The 18,521-nt window shown below is 64.8% G+C and carries 21 protein-coding genes; 7 read left to right on the top strand and 14 right to left on the bottom strand.

Annotated features, from left to right (window positions below; all coding sequences use genetic code 11):
• Positions 1 to 132: 132 nt before the first annotated feature.
• On the bottom strand, positions 133 to 378 hold the full coding sequence (locus tag LB577_RS25060) for a hypothetical protein (protein WP_224689348.1): 246 nt from the start codon (positions 376 to 378) through the stop codon (positions 133 to 135).
• Positions 379 to 543: 165 nt separating this feature from the next.
• On the opposite strand from LB577_RS25060, the gene gcvA reads away from it, so the two are divergent.
• Positions 544 to 1,476, top strand: coding sequence for a transcriptional regulator GcvA (gcvA, locus tag LB577_RS25055; RefSeq protein ID WP_224689347.1), 933 nt, complete (start codon positions 544 to 546; stop codon positions 1,474 to 1,476).
• 15 nt (positions 1,477 to 1,491) lie between these two features.
• On the opposite strand, the gene LB577_RS25050 is transcribed toward gcvA, so the two are convergent.
• From LB577_RS25050 to tsaD, 7 genes are all read right to left on the bottom strand, one after another.
• Entirely contained in the window at positions 1,492 to 2,235 is a 744-nt protein-coding gene (locus tag LB577_RS25050) for a glycosyltransferase family 25 protein (RefSeq protein ID WP_224689346.1), read from the bottom strand.
• Positions 2,236 to 2,250: 15 nt separating this feature from the next.
• The gene (locus LB577_RS25045) at positions 2,251 to 2,667 is read right to left on the bottom strand and encodes a DUF1761 domain-containing protein (protein ID WP_224689345.1); all 417 of its coding nucleotides are present in this window, start codon (positions 2,665 to 2,667) and stop codon (positions 2,251 to 2,253) included.
• Positions 2,668 to 2,820: 153 nt separating this feature from the next.
• Positions 2,821 to 3,519 carry a class I SAM-dependent methyltransferase gene (locus LB577_RS25040; RefSeq protein ID WP_224689344.1) on the bottom strand — a complete coding sequence of 233 codons (699 nt, stop codon included), beginning with the start codon at positions 3,517 to 3,519 and terminating at the stop codon, positions 2,821 to 2,823.
• On the bottom strand, positions 3,474 to 3,899 hold the full coding sequence (locus LB577_RS25035; protein WP_023765939.1) for an EVE domain-containing protein: 426 nt from the start codon (positions 3,897 to 3,899) through the stop codon (positions 3,474 to 3,476). The genes LB577_RS25040 and LB577_RS25035 overlap by 46 nt, the downstream gene beginning before the upstream one ends.
• A 35-nt stretch (positions 3,900 to 3,934) precedes the next feature.
• Positions 3,935 to 4,231 carry a YciI-like protein gene (locus LB577_RS25030; protein ID WP_224689343.1) on the bottom strand — a complete coding sequence of 99 codons (297 nt, stop codon included), beginning with the start codon at positions 4,229 to 4,231 and terminating at the stop codon, positions 3,935 to 3,937.
• Positions 4,232 to 4,279: 48 nt separating this feature from the next.
• Positions 4,280 to 5,317, bottom strand: a complete 1,038-nt coding sequence (locus LB577_RS25025; protein WP_224689342.1) for an NAD(P)H-dependent glycerol-3-phosphate dehydrogenase — start codon at positions 5,315 to 5,317, stop codon at positions 4,280 to 4,282.
• A gap of 11 nt (positions 5,318 to 5,328) precedes the next feature.
• On the bottom strand, positions 5,329 to 6,414 hold the full coding sequence (tsaD, locus tag LB577_RS25020) for a tRNA (adenosine(37)-N6)-threonylcarbamoyltransferase complex transferase subunit TsaD (protein WP_224689352.1): 1,086 nt from the start codon (positions 6,412 to 6,414) through the stop codon (positions 5,329 to 5,331).
• 156 nt (positions 6,415 to 6,570) lie between these two features.
• Here tsaD and hemC point away from each other — a divergent pair, with 156 nt between their 5' ends.
• From hemC to LB577_RS24990, 6 genes are all read left to right on the top strand, one after another.
• Entirely contained in the window at positions 6,571 to 7,497 is a 927-nt protein-coding gene (gene hemC, locus LB577_RS25015; protein WP_224689341.1) for a hydroxymethylbilane synthase, read from the top strand.
• A gap of 2 nt (positions 7,498 to 7,499) precedes the next feature.
• The gene (locus LB577_RS25010; RefSeq protein ID WP_224689340.1) at positions 7,500 to 8,216 is read left to right on the top strand and encodes a uroporphyrinogen-III synthase; all 717 of its coding nucleotides are present in this window, start codon (positions 7,500 to 7,502) and stop codon (positions 8,214 to 8,216) included.
• A gap of 110 nt (positions 8,217 to 8,326) precedes the next feature.
• Positions 8,327 to 9,847, top strand: a complete 1,521-nt coding sequence (locus LB577_RS25005; protein WP_224689339.1) for a COG4223 family protein — start codon at positions 8,327 to 8,329, stop codon at positions 9,845 to 9,847.
• A 10-nt stretch (positions 9,848 to 9,857) separates the two neighbouring features.
• Positions 9,858 to 11,456, top strand: coding sequence for a heme biosynthesis protein HemY (locus tag LB577_RS25000; RefSeq protein WP_224689338.1), 1,599 nt, complete (start codon positions 9,858 to 9,860; stop codon positions 11,454 to 11,456).
• A gap of 30 nt (positions 11,457 to 11,486) precedes the next feature.
• Positions 11,487 to 11,966, top strand: a complete 480-nt coding sequence (locus LB577_RS24995; protein WP_023765947.1) for a TerB family tellurite resistance protein — start codon at positions 11,487 to 11,489, stop codon at positions 11,964 to 11,966.
• A gap of 18 nt (positions 11,967 to 11,984) precedes the next feature.
• The gene (locus LB577_RS24990; RefSeq protein WP_224689337.1) at positions 11,985 to 12,701 is read left to right on the top strand and encodes a glutamine amidotransferase; all 717 of its coding nucleotides are present in this window, start codon (positions 11,985 to 11,987) and stop codon (positions 12,699 to 12,701) included.
• 64 nt (positions 12,702 to 12,765) lie between these two features.
• On the opposite strand, the gene LB577_RS24985 is transcribed toward LB577_RS24990, so the two are convergent.
• From LB577_RS24985 to zwf, 6 genes are all read right to left on the bottom strand, one after another.
• The gene (locus tag LB577_RS24985; protein WP_023765949.1) at positions 12,766 to 13,074 is read right to left on the bottom strand and encodes an NIPSNAP family protein; all 309 of its coding nucleotides are present in this window, start codon (positions 13,072 to 13,074) and stop codon (positions 12,766 to 12,768) included.
• 48 nt (positions 13,075 to 13,122) lie between these two features.
• On the bottom strand, positions 13,123 to 14,361 hold the full coding sequence (locus LB577_RS24980; protein WP_224689336.1) for an MFS transporter: 1,239 nt from the start codon (positions 14,359 to 14,361) through the stop codon (positions 13,123 to 13,125).
• A gap of 158 nt (positions 14,362 to 14,519) precedes the next feature.
• Positions 14,520 to 15,620 carry an aminotransferase class I/II-fold pyridoxal phosphate-dependent enzyme gene (locus tag LB577_RS24975; RefSeq protein WP_224689335.1) on the bottom strand — a complete coding sequence of 367 codons (1,101 nt, stop codon included), beginning with the start codon at positions 15,618 to 15,620 and terminating at the stop codon, positions 14,520 to 14,522.
• 121 nt (positions 15,621 to 15,741) lie between these two features.
• Positions 15,742 to 16,206 carry a MucR family transcriptional regulator gene (locus tag LB577_RS24970; RefSeq protein ID WP_224689334.1) on the bottom strand — a complete coding sequence of 155 codons (465 nt, stop codon included), beginning with the start codon at positions 16,204 to 16,206 and terminating at the stop codon, positions 15,742 to 15,744.
• Between the two features lie 212 nt (positions 16,207 to 16,418).
• Entirely contained in the window at positions 16,419 to 17,123 is a 705-nt protein-coding gene (locus LB577_RS24965) for an ROK family protein (RefSeq protein WP_224689333.1), read from the bottom strand.
• 14 nt (positions 17,124 to 17,137) lie between these two features.
• Complete coding sequence (gene zwf / locus LB577_RS24960) at positions 17,138 to 18,514, bottom strand: glucose-6-phosphate dehydrogenase (protein WP_023765953.1); 1,377 nt, start codon at positions 18,512 to 18,514, stop codon at positions 17,138 to 17,140.
• Between the last annotated feature and the right edge of the window lie 7 nt (positions 18,515 to 18,521).

Below are 18,521 nucleotides of genomic sequence, written 5' to 3'. Positions count from 1 at the left end.
CAGTAGGCAGTAGGCAGTAGGCAGTAGGCAGTAGGCAGTAGGCAGTAGGCAGTAGGCAGTAGGCAGTAGGCAGTAGGCAGTAGGGTTACGCGTCGATGCCGTCTAATTTCCCTACTCCCTACTCCCTACTCCCTACTCCTTTCGCTTGGGCTGTTGCCAGCCGATGTCGAGAAGGCCCAGCCGGCCCATCTCGCGGTCCATTGCCCGGGCGATGTCCTTGCGGCCGGCGCCGATATCGCGCAGTTGGCGATCGGACAGGTCCTCGACGTTCTGGTGCGGAAGATTGATCGCGACCCTGGCTTGACGCAGCCAGGCACGGATCGCCGCCAGCCGGGCCGGGCGGGCGGCATATGCAGGATGAAAAGCGGTGTGAGACATGATGGCATCCGTTCGTCTGGACATCAAATCCGGTTTGATGGTGTTTCGATGTTCACATCATGCCCGATTGAAATCTTGGGAGGAAACGAGTAGTTTTTTCTCAATCATCAAGTTTTGTTTGAGGATTGAGAGCGCCATGGACCGCTTCGCCGAGATCCCACGCTGATGGCGACCCTGCTGCCGGGAACGCGGGCGCTGAGGACGCTGGAGGCGGCGGCCAGGCACCTCAATTTCACCCGTGCCGCCGACGAGCTTGGCCTGACGCCGGCCGCGGTCAGCCACCAGATCAAGGAAATCGAGGATCAGCTCGGCATCGTGCTGTTCACGCGCACCAGCCGCACGATCCGGCTGACGGAGGCGGGCACGGTGCTGTTCGAGGCTGCGACCGATGCGCTCGACCTGCTTGGCCGGGCCGCCATGCGGGCGCGCAAGATGGCGCGCGGGACGGAGTTTCTGAAGGTGACGCTGGACGCCCAGTTCGCGACAAAATGGCTGATGCGGCGGGTCGAGGATTTTCGCAAGCAGCGGCCCGGCATCGAGCTCAGGTTCGACATCGCCTACGGATTGCGCGATTTCGACCTGGACGATGTCGATGTCGGCATCCGTTTCGGCGCCGGCAAGTATCCGGGGCTGTGCGCGCACCGCCTGTTCGACAACGTCATCATTCCGGTGTGCAGCCCAGGCCTTTTGGCATCCGGGCCGCCCTTGCGCGAGCCGCGCGATCTCTTCCACCACACGCTTGCCCATATCGAGTGGGCGCGCCAGGGCGTGACATGGCCGAACTGGCGCATGTGGATGGCGGCGGCCGGTGTCGACGATTTCGACAACAGCCGGACAATCGTCTTCGTCAATTCCTCGGATGCCATCCAGGCGGCGATCGACGGCAACGCCGTCGCCCTCGCCGATTTCGCCATGGTGGCCAACGATCTGTCCGAGGGTCGGCTGGTGCGGCCTTTCGAGCTCGGCATCAAGGTCGCGCCCGAATTCGCCTATTTCCTAGTCTATCCCCAGGCCATGGCCGACGACCCGCGCATCGTCGCCTTCCGCGACTGGATCCTGGAGGAAGTGGCCAGGACGCGCACGTCGGACAGGGTATAGGCCGTCAACTCCCGCTCACGACCGGGCGTTGTGGCCGAAGATCATGCGGGTGTATTTCTTCCAATTCCACTTCAGTTTCTTGTAGAGAAGCGGATGCGGTTTGCCGGCAACGGAGGTGTGGAAAGCTCCGTTTTCGCTGCCCTGCTCGACGATCGGGCGTTCGAACCACAGCATTTCAACACCCAACTCTTCATCCATCCGTTCGGCCAGATGGTCGATCACCGTGGATATCTTGTTCCGGGCGATCCAGCCGCAACGCGCTTCGGCGGCCGGGCGGGTGATGAGGTAGGAATCCGCGCATCTGGCATGCAGTGCGGGGTAGAGCCTTTGACCCTTCCGCAATTTCCAACTCGGTGTGTAGTAGTTGCTGCCATTGCCGAGATAGATGACGGCCTTGCGGTCGGGGCTGCCGAGTTCGGCCAGCCCCTGGCGGAACTTGGCGACAAAGTCGCGAGCGAGGAAAACGTCGTCCTCGAACACCAGGCAATAGTGCAGGTCGGTCTCGAGGAAATCGCGCCAGATGCCGACATGCTTCAGTGCTAGCGAGACGGCAGGCGGGTGGACAAAGCCGGGAGCGACCAATTCGGCGCGGATTTCCGGGGTGACGTCCGGGCGGTCCCATTCGGTGTAGAAGTAGACCGGCACGCCGCGCCGCTCGAACTCGCGCACGATGTGCCGGCGCCGGTCGTCATAGCCTTGCTTGACGTGACAGACGCGGGTGAACACCAGGTCGCGCGGAAATCCGGACTCATCCGCCATCGTCAACCCGCCGTCTCAGCTTGCCACGGCGCCGAACCAGCCGATCACCGCACCGATGATCAGCAAGACACCCAGCCAATGGCCGCCGTCGATGAGGGTCAGGTCCCAGCCGAAATTCTCATAGCGATGGTTGACCGAAAGTGTCGTCGCCACGAACCCCAGCCAAAGCACGAAGCCGAAGACGAGGCCGGCAAGCCATGTCGGCTCACCACCGGTCATCGCGCCGACAACCAGGGCCATGATGGTGGCCATGACCAGTTCGGCGATGAAGCTGACGACGAAGGGCAGGGGCGATTTCTTAATCGTCGCCGGATCGAGCTTGGCGGCTTTGAGCCACGGCTTGCTCAACGTCATGTACCATGCCGCGCCGAACAACCAGGCGACGATGGCGGCGACGATCACCGCCAGCCAGTCCACTGCCGAAAAATCCATCAGCTTCCCCCTCCAGAGCGTTTCACCGTTTCATGGAAACGGCGAACCGCTCCAACTCTTTATTTTGACGCAATTCCAGACGGAAAACCGCTCACACTTTTCCTGGAATTGCTCCAGATACAAATTTATGGAAACGCCTGTTCGGCGACGGCGTCAAGCAAGTCGCCAGACAGTCGTGCGCTTTACCTCGGCGTCCTCGAGTGCCCGTGTCACCGGGACCTCGTAGAACGCCAACGGCTCCAGCCCCGATCGCGGCAAATAGGAGCGGCCGGGATCGCCGATCAGGATATCGGCCCCACGCCGTTTGAGAGCCGAGAACCAAGGCATCAGCCGGTCGGCGAAAGGCTTGTCGTAGAAGACATCGCCGGCGAGGATCACGTCCCAGCCCGCATCGGTGCCGACGCAGTCCGTGCCGAGGAACTGGACCTGGACATCATTGGCCTCGCTGTTGAGACGGATCGCGGTGGCGCAGAACGGATCGATGTCGACGGCCATCACCTCGGCGGCGCCCGCTTTGGTGGCGGCGATGGCGACGAGGCCGGAGCCCGAGGCAAAGTCGAGCACGCGCTTGCCTCGCACCGTACCGGGATTGTCGATGACATGGCGGGCGAGGCCCTGGCCGCCGGCCCAGGCAAATGCCCAGAAGGGCGGCGGCAGGCCGATCTCAACCAGTTCGTCCTCGGTCCGTTGCCAGAGGTCGTGCGCCTCGTCGGCGAGGTGCAGAAGAACCTCCGGCACATGCGGCGGCGCCATCAGTGCCGTGTTGTCGAGGATGAATTTTTGCGCGCTGTTTGGCGTGAGTACCGTCACGGAGCGGGCGTCAGGCCGCCCATTCGGCAGACTTCCTTCCATTCGGCCGGGGTCACCGGCTGCACGGAAAGCCGTCCGAGCCGCACCAGCGCCATGTCGGCGAGTTTTGGGTTGGCCTTGATCTCTCCCAGCGTCGGCGGGTTAGGCACCTCCTTGAAGGCGCGGATGTCGACGCACTCCCAGCGCGGGTCGTCGGTGGTGCTGTCGGGATGGGCGAGCGCGCAGACCTCGGCGATGCCGACCACGTTCAACCCCTCATTGGAGTGGTAGAAGAAGCCGAGATCGCCGATCTGCATCGCCTTCATGTTGTTGCGGGCGGCGTAGTTGCGCACGCCGTCCCATTGCGTGCCGGCCTTGCCCTTGGCCTTCAACGCCTCGAAGGAGAAGACCGAGGGTTCGGATTTGAACAGCCAGTAGTTCATTCTTTTTGCTCCTCCTTGCGCACCAGCGAGCAGGATTAACTAGCCGCCGGCTTGTTGAAGGTCCAGTTCCACTGGCGGATTTCGACGCTTTCGAACAGGCCGGCCTTGGCGTAGGGATCGGCTGCCGACAAAGCCTGAGCGGCCGCGATATCCGGAGCCTCGATTACGGCGAGAGTGCCGTTCGGCTTGCCGTCGGCGTCAAGAAAAGGACCGGCGAAGGCGAGCTTCCCTTCACCGTTCAGGCCTTCGATGAAGACGACGTGGGCGGGCCGCGTGTCAAGGCGCACCTGCAGGCTGCCGGGCTTGTCCTTGCAAATCAACGCAAACAGCATGGTTTTCTCCTGGTCTCGGGATCAAGGTTGGGGAATCAAGGTTGGGGATCAATCGTTGGTTTCGGTCTTTAGCGGCCGGGTCATCAGCGCCGTTACGGCTTGCCGCACGGTGATGGTGCCGTCCAGTATGGCGGCGACGGCGGCGATAATCGGCGCATCGATGTCCCTCTCGGCGGCGATGCGCGCGGCGATCGCCGCCGTCGGCACGCCCTCGGCCAGCGGCAGTCCGGAAAGTTCCTTGCCTTGCCCGAGCGCCAGCCCATAGGCGAAGTTGCGCGACTGGGCGGACGCGCAGGTGAGCAGCAGGTCGCCAAGGCCGGAAAGCCCCATCAAGGTCTCCGGCCGGGCGCCGAAGGCGGCACCGATGCGGCGCAGTTCGACAAAGCCGCGCGTCACCATGGCGGCCTGGGCGCTGGCGCCGAGCCCGGCGCCGGTGACGGCACCGGCGGCGATGGCGAAGACGTTCTTCAAGGCGCCGCCGATCTCGACGCCGATCAGGTCATCGTTCGAATAGCAGCGCAGGTTCTCGGCCGAGAACCGGGCGGCAAGGTCGGCCGCCAGCGCTTCGTCGCGGGCCGCCACCACCACCGCCGTCGGCAGGCCGCGGGCAACGTCGGTGGCGAAGCTCGGGCCCGACAGAGCCGCGACGGGGTTTCCAGGGAGGATTTCCTCGACAATCGCCGACAGCAAGGCGCCGGTATCGCGTTCGATGCCCTTGGCGCAGAGGACAAGCGGAATGCCGGCCGGCATATGTGGCCTGGCGGCGGTCAGCATGGCACGAAGCGATTGCGCCGGCGTCACCGCCAGCACGCAATCGGCACCGTCGAGTGCCGCTTGGATGTTGCTCGTCGCCACGATGCCGGCCTGGAGTGCGATACCCGGCAGATAGCGTGGATTTTCGCCGCGATCGATCGCGGCGACGGTCTCCGGGTCGCGTGCATAGAGGCGGACGAAATGGCCGGCGCGCAGCATGGCCAGCGCCAATGCCGTACCCCAGGCCCCGCCGCCGAGCACGGCAACGCGCCAGCCACTTGGCACAGGGTCGCCGACGCCTATGCTCTCTTCGGTCATGGCCCTCTTGGTCATGCCCTCCTTGATCATGCTTTGGCTCCCCGCCGGCCGGAGCCGACCATCGGCGCCGAGATGCTGTCCAGCGGCCAGCGCGAACGGGGCACGAAATCGAAGCCGTTCTCCTGCGCCATGCCTTCGCGCAGCCGCTCGATACCGGCCCAGGCGATCATCGCCGCATTGTCGGTGCAAAGCTTCAGCGGCGGCGCGACGAAGGTGAAACCGGCCTGAGAGCACAGCCGTTCCAGCGTCGCCTTGATGGTGCGGTTGGCGGCGACGCCGCCGGCGACCACCAGCGCGGGCGTGTTCGTGCCCGGAAATGTCTCGCTGAACCGTGCCAGCGCGCGCGAAACGCGGTCGGCGAGCGCATCGGCGACCGCGGCCTGGAACGAGGCGCAGATGTCGGCCACGTCCCGGTCGCTCAGCGGCTCGATGGCGGTCGCCGCTTGGCGCACGGCGGTCTTGAGGCCGGAGAAGGAGAAATCGGGCTGCGCCGACCCCTTCATCGGACGGGGAAAGGCAAAGCGGGCCGCGTTGCCGGCCTGTGCCACCTTCTCGACGTTCGGACCACCGGGATAGGGCAGGCCGAGCATCTTGGCGGTCTTGTCAAAGGCTTCGCCGAGCGCATCGTCGATGGTGGTCGCCCAACGCTGATAATCGCCAACGCCGCGCACGGCCAGGATCTGCGTATGGCCGCCGGAAACCAGCAGCAGCAGATAAGGGAAATCGAGCCCGTCGGTCAGCCGCGCCGTCAAGGCATGGCCTTCGAGGTGGTTTACGGCGATCAGCGGCTTGCCCGCCGCCGCGGCGATCGCCTTGGCCGTCATCAAGCCGACGATCAGGCCGCCGACGAGACCGGGACCGGCGGTGGCGGCGATGGCGTCGATATCGGCCAGCGCCACACCCGAATCGGCAAGGGCGGCCTCGACGATGCCGTCCAGCGCCTCGACATGGGCGCGCGCGGCGATCTCGGGCACGACACCGCCGAAGGCGGCATGCTCCTCGATCTGGCTGAGCACGACGTTGGACAGGATTTTCGGCGCGTCATTGCCTTCAAGCGCCACGACGCTGGCGGCGGTCTCATCGCAACTCGTCTCAATGCCCAGAACGCGGATCAATTCGTCGCTATCCCAAGAGATTGTTTATCAGGCCTTTCCCCGTTAGGAGAAAGCCCGAAAGGCCTCGGTTATTCCAACTGCATTTCCGCGACGCCAAGTGGCTCCACTTGACTGCAAAATGCTCTGGCCGGGGGTTACCACGGACCGCGCGCCATGCAAACAACCTTGAAAATCGGAACACGCGGCAGCCCGCTGGCGCTGGCCCAGGCCCATGAAACGCAGGCGCGGCTGATGGCCGCGCATGGCTTGCCGGCGGAAGCGTTCGAGGTGGTCGTCATCTCGACCAGCGGCGACCGCATCCAGGACCGGCCGTTGTCGGAGGCCGGCGGCAAGGGCCTGTTCACCAAGGAGATCGAGGAGGCGCTGCTGGCGGGCGCCATCGACATCGCCGTGCATTCGTCGAAGGACATGCCGACGCAACTGCCCGGCGGCCTGGAACTCTCGGCCTACCTGCCGCGCGAGGACGCGCGCGACGCCTATGTCGGCAAGGCGGCGAAGACGATCGCCGACCTGCCGCGCGGCGCAAAAGTCGGCTCGTCGTCGCTCAGGCGGCAGGCGCTGATCCGCCGCATGCGGCCGGATCTCGACGTGGTGATGTTCCGCGGCAATGTGCAGACGCGGCTGCGCAAGCTGGACGAAGGTGTCGCCGCCGGCACCATCCTTGCCTATGCCGGGCTGAAGCGGCTCGGGCTCGACCATGTCGTCACCGACCTGATCCCGCTCGACGTCTTTCCGCCGGCGCCGGGCCAGGGCGCGATCGGCATCGAGACCCGCATCGGCGATCGCGCTGTCGAAAAGATGCTGGTGGCGATCCATGACGTGCCGACCGGACAGGCGCTCGCCTGCGAGCGCGCCTTCCTGGCGGCGCTCGACGGTTCCTGCCGCACGCCGATCGCGGGCTACGCGGCGATCGAGGGTGGGAAGCTCTCTTTCGCCGGCCTGATCATCTCGCCCGACGGCACGCAGTCGCACATGATCGAGCTGCAGGGGCCAGCGCAGGATGCCGCCCGCATCGGCACGGAAGCCGCCGGGACGGTGCGGGCCAAGGCCGGTGAAAAGTTCTTCGACGGCTGGCTCTGAAAATGCCTGGCGTCCTGGTGACCAGGCCGGAACCGGGGGCTTCGCGTACGGCGCGGCGGGTCCTGGAGGCGGGTTTCCAGCCGATTCTCCTGCCTTTGACCGAAACGGCGGCTTTGCCTGCCGATGCCGGTCAGGTTCCGGCTGATGCTCTCGCCGTTGCCGTCACCAGCGCCAACGCCGTGCGCCATGCTTCGGAAGAAATCATCGCGGCGCTCGCGGCCTTGCCTTGCCATGGCGTTGGAAAGCGGACAGCCGAAGCCGCGCGCGACGCAGGGTTCCTGTCGGTGCGCGAGGGTCCGGGCGATGCCGAGGCGCTGGCCGAAAACATGGGCGATAGCTTCTCCGGCAAGACGATCGTCTATCTCTGCGGACGCGTGCGGTTCCCGGTGTTCGAACAGCGGCTGGAAGCCGCTGGCGTCCAGGTCCACGCCGTCGAGACGTACGACACTTCGGCGGTGCGTTGTTCCGACAAGGACGTCCTTGAGCTGACGTCAGGCCAACCCGTCGATGCGGTGCTGCTCTATTCGGCCAAGGCGGCTGCCGCGATGCAGGTTTTGGCCGCAAGGCCCGCCTTGAAACTACTCTTTGAAAAAACACGGTTTTTGGCGCTTTCCCAGCGCATCGCCGCTGCTCTTGACTATAGCGCCGGCAAAGCAATCGAGATTGCCGCGACGCCCGACGAAGACGCGCTGCTGGCACTTTTGCGGGCGCCCCGCTGACCCGCGTCATCACACCGCCCCTTTTCACCGCTTGGTGATGTGCTAGACCCTTTCTGAACCATCACGCGCCGCCAGGCGTTGAGACGAAGCGAATTTTGCGGAGCCCAGGCATGGTCAAGACGCCGAAGATGCGACACTCGAAAGGACGCCGCGACCCGGTGACCATCGATCTCGAGCCGGGTGCCGTCTCGCGCATCGTCGACGAGGATGCCGGCAAGGACGCAGCAGCGGGGGATGCAGAAGCCGGGAATGCGGCCCAGACCGACGAGGCGAAGGCGGAGGAAGCCGCGAACGCCTCGCAGCCGGAGGCGCCCGAAGAGCCGGTGCATGCCGACCAGGTCGATCTCGAACCCTGGGAGCATGCCGATGCCGCCGCGGGACAGTCCGGGGCGGATACGGCGGCAAGGGCCAAGGCCGCCGAGCCGGAAATGCCTTATCCCGGCTCGGACACGCCATCCGACCGTGGCAAGCCTTCTTCCGACTACAACTTTGAGGATGCAACCACCAAGACTGGTGAAACCAAGACTGGTGAAACCAAGACTGGCGCGGGAAAACCCGACGCAAGGAGCGGACCAATGGCAGCGCAGCCGAAGCGTGGCGGCCTCAACGGCCTCGCCGCCGGCATCATCGGCGGTGTCATCGCGCTGGTCGGCGCCGGCGGCCTGCAATTCGCCGGTCTGCTCGGCGCGCCGGGTTCCGGCGCCGGCGTCTCGCTCGATGGCGTCAACAGCGACATCGCCTCGCTGAAGAGCGAAATCACCGGCCTGAAAGAAGCCGGCGGCAACAACGATGCAGCGGCCAAGCTGGTCGGGCTTTCTTCGGGCCTGGAGCAGGTTAAGGCCGATGTCGCGGCGCTGAAATCGGCGGTTGAATCCGGCGGCGCCGGCGACAATGCCGGGCTCGCCGCGCTCGGCGACAAGGTCAAGCAGATGGAAACCGCGGTCGCGGCTCTCGGCAAGGCCGGCAGCGCGGCGCCGGTCGATCTCGGCCCGCTCAACGAAAAGCTGGCCGATCTCGATGCGCTGGTGAAATCGACAAGCGAGGCGGCGAAGACCCAGGACGGACGGCTTGCCGCGCTCGAACAGTCGGTGTCGCAGCTCTCCGGCAAGGTCGACGCCCAGGCTTCGCAGCCGAAGATCGCGCTCGCCATCGCCGCTTCGGCGCTGAAGGCGGCGCTCGACCGTGGCGCGCCGTTCTCGGCCGAACTCGATACGCTGGCCGCGATTTCGCCCAACGCGCCTGAACTCGCGACTTTGCGACCCTATGCCGAAAAGGGCGTCCCGACCCGAGCCGAGATCGCATCGCAGATGGATGCTGCCGCCAATGCCATGGTCGCCGCCGCAACGCCGGTCGATCAGAATGCCGGCTTCCTCGACAATTTGATGTCGAGCGCCGAATCGCTGGTCAAGGTCCGGCCGATTGGCGCCGTGGAAGGGGCCGGCGCGCCGGAAACGGTCGCGCGCATGGAGATGGCGGTCAACCAGGGCGACTACGCCAAGGCGCTCAGCGAATACGACACGCTGCCGGCAGCGGTGAAGACCGCCGGCGCTGACTTTGCCGGCAAACTGAAGGCCCGCGTCGAGGTCGAAACCCAGGTCGACGCGCTGATCTCCAGCGCGATGAAGGCATGAGGGCAACACAATGATCCGCCTGTTCGCCTTCCTCGTCGTCGTCTTCGCGCTCGGGCTGGGCTTTGCCTGGCTGGCCGACCGGCCGGGCGACATGGTCATCACCTTCAACGGCTACCAGTACCAGGTCAGCCTTATGGTCGCGGCGGTGGCCGTCGTGGCGGTCGTGGCCGCGGTGATGATCGCGTGGTGGCTCGTCAAGTCGCTGTGGAACAGCCCCTACACCATCTCGCGCTATTTCCGCGTGCGCCGCCGCGACCGCGGCTATCAGGCGCTGTCGACCGGCATGATCGCCGCCGGCGCCGGCGACGGTGCGCTGGCGCGCAAGAAGACCAAGGAAGCGGCCAAGCTGATCCGCTCCGACCAGGAACCGCTGATCCATCTCCTGGAGGCGCAAGCGTCGCTGCTCGAAGGCGACCACGAAGGCGCGCGGCAGAAATTCGAGAGCATGCTGGACGATCCCGAAATGCGGCTGCTTGGCCTGCGCGGCCTCTATCTGGAAGCCGAGCGCCTGGGCGACCGCAATGCCGCCCGGCACTACGCCGGCCGCGCCGCTGTCATGGCGCCGCAGCTCGCCTGGGCTGCCGAATCGACGCTGGAGGAGTTGACCGCGCGCGGCGACTGGGACGGCGCCCTGAAGTTGGTCGATGCGCAGAAGTCGACACGGCAGATCGAACGCGATGCCGCCAACCGCCGTCGTGCCGTGCTGCTGACCGCCAAGGCGCAATCGCTCGCCGACAGCGACCCCAACGCGGCAAGGACCGCGGCGCTCGAGGCCAACAAGCTGCGGCCGGACTTTGCCCCCGCCGCCGTTGCCGCCGCCGCCGCGCTGTTCAAGCAGAACGACGTGCGCAAAGGCTCGAAGATCCTGGAGACAGCATGGAAGGCCGAGCCGCATCCGGAGGTCGCCGAGCTCTATACCCATGCGAGGCCGGGCGACGCCGTGCTCGATCGCCTCAACCGGGCGAAGAAGCTGCAGGAGATGAAGAAGAACCACGCCGAATCGTCGATGACGGTGGCGCGCGCCGCGCTCGACGCGCAGGATTTTTCGACCGCCCGCCGCGAAGCCGAGGCGGCGATCCGGATGGACCGCCGCGAGGGCGCCTATCTGCTGCTCGCCGACATCGAGGAGGCCGAGACCGGCGACCAGGGCAAGGTCAGGCAACTGCTCTCCAAGGCGGTGCGGGCGCCGCGCGATCCGGCCTGGGTCGCCGACGGCGTCGTTTCAGAACGCTGGGCGCCGGTATCGCCGGTCACCGGCCGGCTCGATGCCTTCGAGTGGCGTGCGCCGATGGAGCGGCTTGGCCAGCTCATAGACAGCCGTGATGAGGCTCCGGACACCGTGCCGGTCATTGAAGCCCTGTCCAAGCCGGTCAGCGAAACGCCGGTCGACGCAATCGAACCTGCCACCACGGGCAGCGAGGCGACGGACAAGGCGGCCGAAAGCCGCGAAGACCACGTCACGCCGGTTACGGCCGCGGCGTTCGCGGCGGTGCCGGCCGATGCCGAGGGCGTGGAGCCGGCGGAAGAATTGACGCGCTTGCCGGACGATCCCGGCGTCGATCCGGACGACGAGGCGGAGAAGTCGCCGCGCCGCTTCCGGCTGTTTTGATTTGGCCATCGGGCGGTTGGGAATGAATTGATGTTCGAACGTGTTCTGTCGTTTCTCAGGGACTTGCCGGCCAGTTCCGGCACGCATGCCAGCACGGACGATCCGCGCGTCGCCGCCTCGGCGCTGCTCTACCATGTGATGAATGCCGACGGCGTGCGGCAGGATGTCGAATGGGAGCGGTTCAAGGCGGTGCTGGCGCAGAGCTATTCGATCAGCGGTGCTGAACTCGAAGCGCTCGCCGCCGCCGGCGAGCGCGCCGACAACGAGGCGATCGACCTCTATGCCTTCACCAGCGTTCTCAAGCGCCACCTCGACGCGGACGGGCGCAAGGCCTTCATCGGCCTGATGTGGGAGATCGTCTATGCCGATGGCGAGCTGCATGAACTCGAGGACAACACGGTGTGGCGCGTCGCCGAACTGATCGGCGTCGAGCGCCACGACCGGGTCGAGGCGCGCCGCAAGGCGGCGGCGCAAGCGCCCGGCGCGCGCGGAACCTCCAGCGACGAATAGACGGGATCCCGCCTGCCGATGCTGCGCCAAACGAGCCCGAAGCCAAAAATCCTGATCGTGCTGCACCAGGAGAATTCGAGCCCCGGACGCGTCGGCCACATGCTCATCGAAGAGGGTTTCGACCTCGACATCCGCCGGCCGCCTCTGGGCGACGCCTTGCCGGAGACGCTGGATGGCCATGCTGGCGCCGTGGTGTTCGGCGGACCGATGAGCGCCAATGACGAGGACGAGTTCGTCCGCCGCGAGACCAGCTGGCTGGACATTCCGCTCAAGGAAAACCGGCCGCTGCTCGGCATCTGCCTTGGCGCGCAGATGCTGGTCAATCATCTCGGCGGCAAGGTCGAGGGTCACGGCGAAGGGCTGGTCGAGATCGGCTGGTATCCGCTCAAGGCGACCGAAGCCGGCAGGAAGCTGATGCACTGGCCCGAGATGGTCTACCAGTTCCACCGCGAAGGCTTTTCGCTGCCGAGCGACGCGATCTTGCTGGCGACGGCGGAGACCTATCCCAACCAGGCCTTCCGCTATGGCGACAATGCCTGGGGCATCCAGTTCCACGGCGAACTGACCAGGGTGATGATGCAGCGCTGGGTGGTGCGCGGCGCGCATCGCTTCGAACTGCCCGGCGCGCAGCCCGGCCGCGATCATTTGGGGGGCCGGCTGATCTGGGATTTACATCTGAAGCGCTGGCTGGACGAATTCCTGCGCATGGTGTTCGGCAGGCCAGAGGTACGGTAGCTCGGTTTTCTCCCAATTCCGGACGGGGAGGGTTCGCGTTTTCCGAAAACCGGCATCCACTTTTCTAGGCTTCGAGCACCGGCCGCATGAAGCTGCGCTCATAGCTGAGAATGCTGCGATTGCGTTTTTCCGTTTCAAACACTTCCTGGCATTCCGGGTCGGCAGCCATCCGTTTGCGGTAGTCCTCGTAGTCGGCAAGGCTCGGAAAGCTGAACATGGCATAGGCGATATTGCTCGCCCCTTCGCTTGGAAGGAAATAGCCGTGATGGTTTCCACCGAGACGATTGACCAGACCGATCCAGCGACGGCCATATTCTTCAAACTCGGCAAGCTTGTAAGGATCGATGACATATTTCAGGTAACAAGTGATCATGGCAGTTCCTGTGACAGGGTGACGAATCTTGCCGACGGTTAGCGCGCGTCAGTTTCGCCCGTTGAGGTGGCGAACCCTGCGCAGTTGCGGGAACAGATACGCCCACAGGCCGGCAACGGCGATGGCGCCGACGCCGCCGATCACTACCGCCGGAACGGTGCCGATCAATGCCGCCATGGTGCCCGCACGGAATTCGCCGACCTCGTTGGAGGCGCCGACGAAGACCTGGTTGACGGCGTTGACGCGGCCGCGCACCTCGTCCGGCGTCCACAACTGGATCAGCGTTTCCCTGATATAGACGCTGAACATGTCGGTGGCGCCCAGCAAGCCAAGGGCGACGATGGACAGCCAGGTGATGGTCGACAGGCCGAACAGCACGGTGCAGGCGCCGAATGCGGCGACGAAGCCGAGCATGATCTTGCCGGCATTGTCGCGAAGCGGGTGCCCGGCCAGCCAGACCGCCACGCAGATGGCGCCGATGCCCGGCGCCGAGCGCAACAGGCCGAGGCCCCAGGGGCCGAGTTCAAGAATATCGCGCGCATAGACCGGCAGCAGCGCCGAGGCACCGGACAGGAGCACTGCGAAGAGGTCGAGCGAGATGGCGCCGAGCACGATCTTCTCGCTCCAGATGTAGCGGAAGCCGGCAAACAGCGTTTCCATCGTCGGCTTGTCGGTTGCGGTCTGCTGAGCGGGCTTGGGAATGGTGAAGATCAGCAGGCCCGCCACTAGCATCAGCGCGGAGGCGACGGCGTAGGCGGCTTCCGGCGAGACGCCATAGAGCAGGCCGCCGGCGACCGGGCCGACGATCGTCGCCGTCTGCCAGGCGGACGAGTTCCACGCAATCGCGTTGCCGAAATCTTCCGGCGGCACCAGATTGGCGAACAGCGACGAGGAGGCCGGTCCGTAAAAGGCGCGCGCCATGCCGAACAGCGCCAGAACGACGAAGATCGGCAGCGGACTGACGAGACCGCGTAGCGTGAAGTACAGGAGAACGAGCGCACAGCTTGCCTCGACCACCGTTGCCAAGGCCATGATCAGGCGGCGGCCGAAGCGATCCGCGACGACGCCGGTGACCAGCACCAAAAGCAGCGACGGCAGGAACTGGACGATACCGACAATGCCGAGATCGAAGGGATCGCGCGTCAAATCATAGATCTGCCAGCCGACGGCGACGGACACGATCATGGTGGCGAAGGTGGTGAGGAAGCGCGCAGTCCAATAGCTGAGGAAGGCTTTGTGCCGGAACGCGGCGTAACGCTGCTCCGGGGAAGTTTGTAGGGATGTCATCGAGTGAGGCCCCGTTGCTATGACATTGACCGGCGGGGCACTTCCCGGATGGGCGCTGTTCCGATCAATGAAACTTATCAAAGTTCGGCGGGCATATGCGTTAAAATCAGGCCTGGATCAAGGGACTTTCGCCTTGGCCGATCCATCGCACAAGGAAGTTACTGTCGCAGCGCGGCCGAAATGGCATCGAGCCCACCCCTCAGTTCGGCCTCGGTCGGCCAGCCGAAACCGACGCGGAAGAAGCGCTTCGGCATCTCGAACCAGTGACCGGGCCCGACATAGGTGCCGTGGTTTTCCAGCAGGTTCACATAGAAGCGGTCGAGGTCGAAACCGGGGTCGACATTGAGGCGCGGGAAGCCGACGACACCGCCTTCGGGCCTGATCCAGTCGACCAGCGGCTCGCGGTCGATCCAGGCCTGGACGATGTCGCGTCGCCCTGCCATTTCGGGCAGCAGCGTCGCCAGGAAGGCGTCCCGGCGCTCCAGCATGCCGCGTGCGATACCTTCGTCGATGACGCTGCCGCAGATGCCGATCTGCTCCTTGGCGGCAAGGAACATCTCCTGAAGGGCCACATCCCTGGTGATCAGCCAGCCGATGCGGATGCCGGGAATGCCGAAGGCCTTCGACAGCGACGAGACGCTGATGGCCTTCCGGCTCAGCGAGGCCGCCGACGGCAGCCGCCTGCCGTAGGAGAGATCGCGATAAGTCTCGTCGACCAGCAAATGGCAGTTGCTGGCTTCGGCTAAAGCCACCAGAGCGTCGAGTTCGGCGCGGCGCATCATCGTGCCGGTCGGATTGTGCGGGCAGGTGACGCTGATCAGCTTCGTGTTCGGCCGGATCGCCGCCTTGACGGCCTCGACATCGATGGCAAAGCTGTTCTCGAACGCCAGGTCGACAAAGCCGATGGCGCAGCCGATCGCCCTCGGGGTCTCGATGTTGGTGGCATAGTTGGGCCTGACGACGACGAGGTGATCGTCCGCCGACAGAAGCGCGGTCGAGATGATGAACAGCGCGCCGGCAGCGCCGGCGGTGACCAGCACATCATCGGGCGAAACGCCGGCGTCCTGCGCCGCAATCAGCGCACGCAAGTCCCTATCGCCGCGATGCTCGCCATAGAACAGCGTCAGGTCGGGCAGCGACAGGCCGATGTCGGAGAGCTTCTGGTCGGCAATCGAACTTTCGGAGAGATTGTAGCGGATACGGTCGTAGCCGTATTCCTCCGGCGCCTCTTTCTCGATCACCATCCTAGTGTAGTTCATGGCTTCCCCCAGATCACCCTGTCTGGCCTATCCAAGCCACAAAAACATGAAGCCTGCCAAGGCGAATTCGCCGGCAGGCTTCTGTTCCAGTCGTCCTAACGATTGGCTCAGCTTTGAAGGGTTAGGCCGAAACCTTGGCCTTCCGGGCCTTGCCCTTGACGGGTACCACTACGGCCGCCTTGCGGCCAAGGCCGATCGACTTCGCCAGCAGCGAACGCGAGGCGGCGTAGTTGGGGGCGACCATCGGGTAGTCCGACGGCAGGCCCCATTTGGCGCGATAGGCGTCCGGGCTCAGGCCGAAATGCACGCCGAGATGGCGCTTCAGCGATTTGAACTTCTTGCCGTCCTCGAGGCAGATGATGAAATCCGGCATCACCGACTTCTTGGGGTTGACCGCGGGGACCAGGGGCGCCGCCACCGGAACCGCCGGCTTGCCGAGGCTGCTGATCGAGGCGGCGACACTGGCAATGAGATCGGCCAGGCCGGAGGCGGGCAAGCGGTTCTTCTCGACGTAGGCGGACACAATATGAGCGGTCAGCTCGAGAAGGTCGATGTCTTTGCGAGCGTCGTTGCTATCGTCGGTCAATCTTTCCTCCGTCTATGGCGCGCAGCCTCGAAAATCGGGCTCGTTTTCGAAAGGACAGTGCGCAAACCCTAAGTGCTGAAGCGACTTTCGTGGACCCCTTGGTCGCGCCGCAGTGTAGTTCGGCGAAACTCCTAGTCGGCAAATCTGCTTAATGCAATGACTGACGTGGCGTCACACGTGATTTTGAACAACTATACTAAAACGTAATAATATCAGACGATCAAGGCCTCGTCTCGCCACAGACGAAACCCGCCTTCGAAAGCGCGTGTGTTGTCGCCGCGCCTGCTGTCGGTGGGCAGCTCGTCGAGCTTGTCGACATTGCCGCCGCCGATGACGATATAGTCGGGCTGCAAGGCGGCGCGGAGCCGGCCGACGACGTCGAACACATATTTGCGCCACTTCTTCTTGCCGTGCATTTTCAGGCCGCGTTCGCCGACATAGTCCTCAAAGCTCCTGCCTTTCTTGTAAGGAAGATGGGCGAGTTCCATCGGCTGGCCGACATTGTCGAGGACCATCGCCGCGCCAAGGCCGGTGCCGAGGCCCAGGAACAGCATGCGCCCGCCTTCATAGCTGCCGATGGCCTGCATGAGCGCATCATTGACCACCTTGACCGGCTTGCCGAACTGCGCGGCGAAATCGAAGCCGGCCCAACCCTTGCCGAGGTTCATGGGGTCGAGCACCGGCTTGTTGTGACGCACCGGGCCTGGATAGCCCATCGAGATGACGTCGTAGGACAGGCCCTCGGCGAGCTTTTTCACCACGTCGATCATCTGTCGTGGTGTCAGGTCCGGGCCCGAATCGGCCAGGCGTTCCGCTCCGCCGGCGCTGGTCAGGATCTTGACGTGCGAGCCTCCGATATCGATCGAAAGCACGATCTTGCCGGTGTCCGCAGCCTTCTGCTTTGCCGCCTTGGCCATCGCTTCCCCTCCGCTCATGCTACCGGGTCGATCCAGCCATTTGGCGGACCGAAGTCGGCCATGGCGTCCGCCGGTCCCCATGTCCTGGGATCGTAAAGGTGCGGCGGGGTGGTGTCGCCGAGCACCGGGCCGACGATGCGCCAGGCAAGCTCGGCCGCGTCCTGGCGCGTGAAGAGCTGGCCATTGCCGTTCATGGCGTCGCCGATCAGCCGTTCGTAAGGCGGCATGTCGCCCTTGCTGTCGTCGAGCGCGGTGAGTTCCACCTGCTCGCCGACCATGTCGTCGCCGGGCGCCTTGCGCTGGGCGCCGATGGCGATCACCACCTGCGGGTCGATGCGGAAGCGCACGTAATTCTGGTCGGCCGGCTTGATCGGGTCGAAAACGTCGAGCGGCGGCCGCTTCAGCCGCACCACCACCTCGGTGACATGCACCGGCATGTTCTTGCCGGCGCGGATGAAGAACGGCACGTCCTGCCAGCGCCATGTGTCGACGAAGAAACGCACTGCCGCGAAGGTCTCGACCGGCGAGTTCGGCGCCACGCCGGGCTCCGCCAGATAGCCGGTGAACTGGCCGCGCACGACATCGTCCTTCGTCAGCGTCCTGATCGCCCGCAGCACCTGCACCTTTTCGTCGATCAGGTCGTCGGCCGAGCGGCCGACGGGCGGCTCCATGGCCAGCAGCAAGAGAATGTTGAGCAGATGGTTCTCGATGACGTCCCTGATGCAGCCGACGTCGTCATAGAAGCGGCCGCGCCCTTCGACGCCGAAATCCTCGGCCATGGTGATCTGCACGCTTTCGACGTAGTTGCGGTTCCAGATCGGCTCGAGCAGCGAATTGGCGAAGCGGAAATAGAGCAGGTTCTGGATTGCTTCCTTGCCGAGATAGTGGTCGATGCGGAAGATCGACTGTTCGTCGAACACCAGGTGCAGCACCCGGTTCAGCCAGCGCGCCGACTGCAGATCGTGGCCGAAGGGCTTTTCCACCATCAGCCGCGCGCCGTGCGCCGTGCCCGACTGCTCCAGCCCTTGCACGACGGTCTCGAACATGGTCGGCGGCACCGCCATGTAGTGCAGCGGCCGCTGGGCGCTGCCGAGCGCGCTCTTCAGCTTTTCGAATGTCGCGCCGTCGCGGTAGTCGCCGCTGACATAGCGCAGCAAATTGGCGAATTTGGCGAAGATCTTTTCGTCGATCTTGCCGAGCGCGTTGACGATGCCGTCGCGGGCGCGCGCCTGCAACTGCTTCAAATCCCAAGCGTCGAAGGCCACGCCGATCACCGGTTCGGTGAGCGTGCCCTTGGCGACCATCTGGTAAAGCGCCGGAAATATCTTCTTGTGGGCGAGGTCGCCTGTCGCCCCGAAGAGCACCAGCGTGTCGGACCGTTCCTGGCTCATGCCTGCG

Origin of the sequence: Mesorhizobium sp. B283B1A (assembly GCF_020165735.1) — a bacterium.
Lineage (GTDB): Bacteria > Pseudomonadota > Alphaproteobacteria > Rhizobiales > Rhizobiaceae > Mesorhizobium > Mesorhizobium opportunistum.
Note: the sequence above shows the minus strand (reverse complement) of the source record. Positions and strands in the feature narration are given on the sequence as shown.

Excerpts from the sequence above, each read along its gene's own strand:
- LB577_RS25035 (WP_023765939.1), bottom strand. The coding sequence starts at position 3,899 with ATGAACTACTGGCTGTTCAAATCCGAACCCTCGGTCTTCTCCTTCGAG.
- LB577_RS25005 (WP_224689339.1), top strand. The coding sequence starts at position 8,327 with ATGGTCAAGACGCCGAAGATGCGACACTCGAAAGGACGCCGCGACCCG.
- LB577_RS25010 (WP_224689340.1), top strand. The coding sequence starts at position 7,500 with ATGCCTGGCGTCCTGGTGACCAGGCCGGAACCGGGGGCTTCGCGTACG.
- zwf (WP_023765953.1), bottom strand. The coding sequence starts at position 18,514 with ATGAGCCAGGAACGGTCCGACACGCTGGTGCTCTTCGGGGCGACAGGC.
- LB577_RS25025 (WP_224689342.1), bottom strand. The coding sequence starts at position 5,317 with ATGACCAAGAGGGCCATGACCGAAGAGAGCATAGGCGTCGGCGACCCT.
- LB577_RS24980 (WP_224689336.1), bottom strand. The coding sequence starts at position 14,361 with ATGACATCCCTACAAACTTCCCCGGAGCAGCGTTACGCCGCGTTCCGG.
- LB577_RS25000 (WP_224689338.1), top strand. The coding sequence starts at position 9,858 with ATGATCCGCCTGTTCGCCTTCCTCGTCGTCGTCTTCGCGCTCGGGCTG.
- LB577_RS25050 (WP_224689346.1), bottom strand. The coding sequence starts at position 2,235 with ATGGCGGATGAGTCCGGATTTCCGCGCGACCTGGTGTTCACCCGCGTC.
- LB577_RS24990 (WP_224689337.1), top strand. The coding sequence starts at position 11,985 with ATGCTGCGCCAAACGAGCCCGAAGCCAAAAATCCTGATCGTGCTGCAC.
- gcvA (WP_224689347.1), top strand. The coding sequence starts at position 544 with ATGGCGACCCTGCTGCCGGGAACGCGGGCGCTGAGGACGCTGGAGGCG.
- LB577_RS25045 (WP_224689345.1), bottom strand. The coding sequence starts at position 2,667 with ATGGATTTTTCGGCAGTGGACTGGCTGGCGGTGATCGTCGCCGCCATC.
- LB577_RS25060 (WP_224689348.1), bottom strand. The coding sequence starts at position 378 with ATGTCTCACACCGCTTTTCATCCTGCATATGCCGCCCGCCCGGCCCGG.
- LB577_RS24975 (WP_224689335.1), bottom strand. The coding sequence starts at position 15,620 with ATGAACTACACTAGGATGGTGATCGAGAAAGAGGCGCCGGAGGAATAC.
- LB577_RS24995 (WP_023765947.1), top strand. The coding sequence starts at position 11,487 with ATGTTCGAACGTGTTCTGTCGTTTCTCAGGGACTTGCCGGCCAGTTCC.
- LB577_RS24985 (WP_023765949.1), bottom strand. The coding sequence starts at position 13,074 with ATGATCACTTGTTACCTGAAATATGTCATCGATCCTTACAAGCTTGCC.
- hemC (WP_224689341.1), top strand. The coding sequence starts at position 6,571 with ATGCAAACAACCTTGAAAATCGGAACACGCGGCAGCCCGCTGGCGCTG.
- LB577_RS25040 (WP_224689344.1), bottom strand. The coding sequence starts at position 3,519 with ATGGAAGGAAGTCTGCCGAATGGGCGGCCTGACGCCCGCTCCGTGACG.
- LB577_RS25030 (WP_224689343.1), bottom strand. The coding sequence starts at position 4,231 with ATGCTGTTTGCGTTGATTTGCAAGGACAAGCCCGGCAGCCTGCAGGTG.
- LB577_RS24965 (WP_224689333.1), bottom strand. The coding sequence starts at position 17,123 with ATGGCCAAGGCGGCAAAGCAGAAGGCTGCGGACACCGGCAAGATCGTG.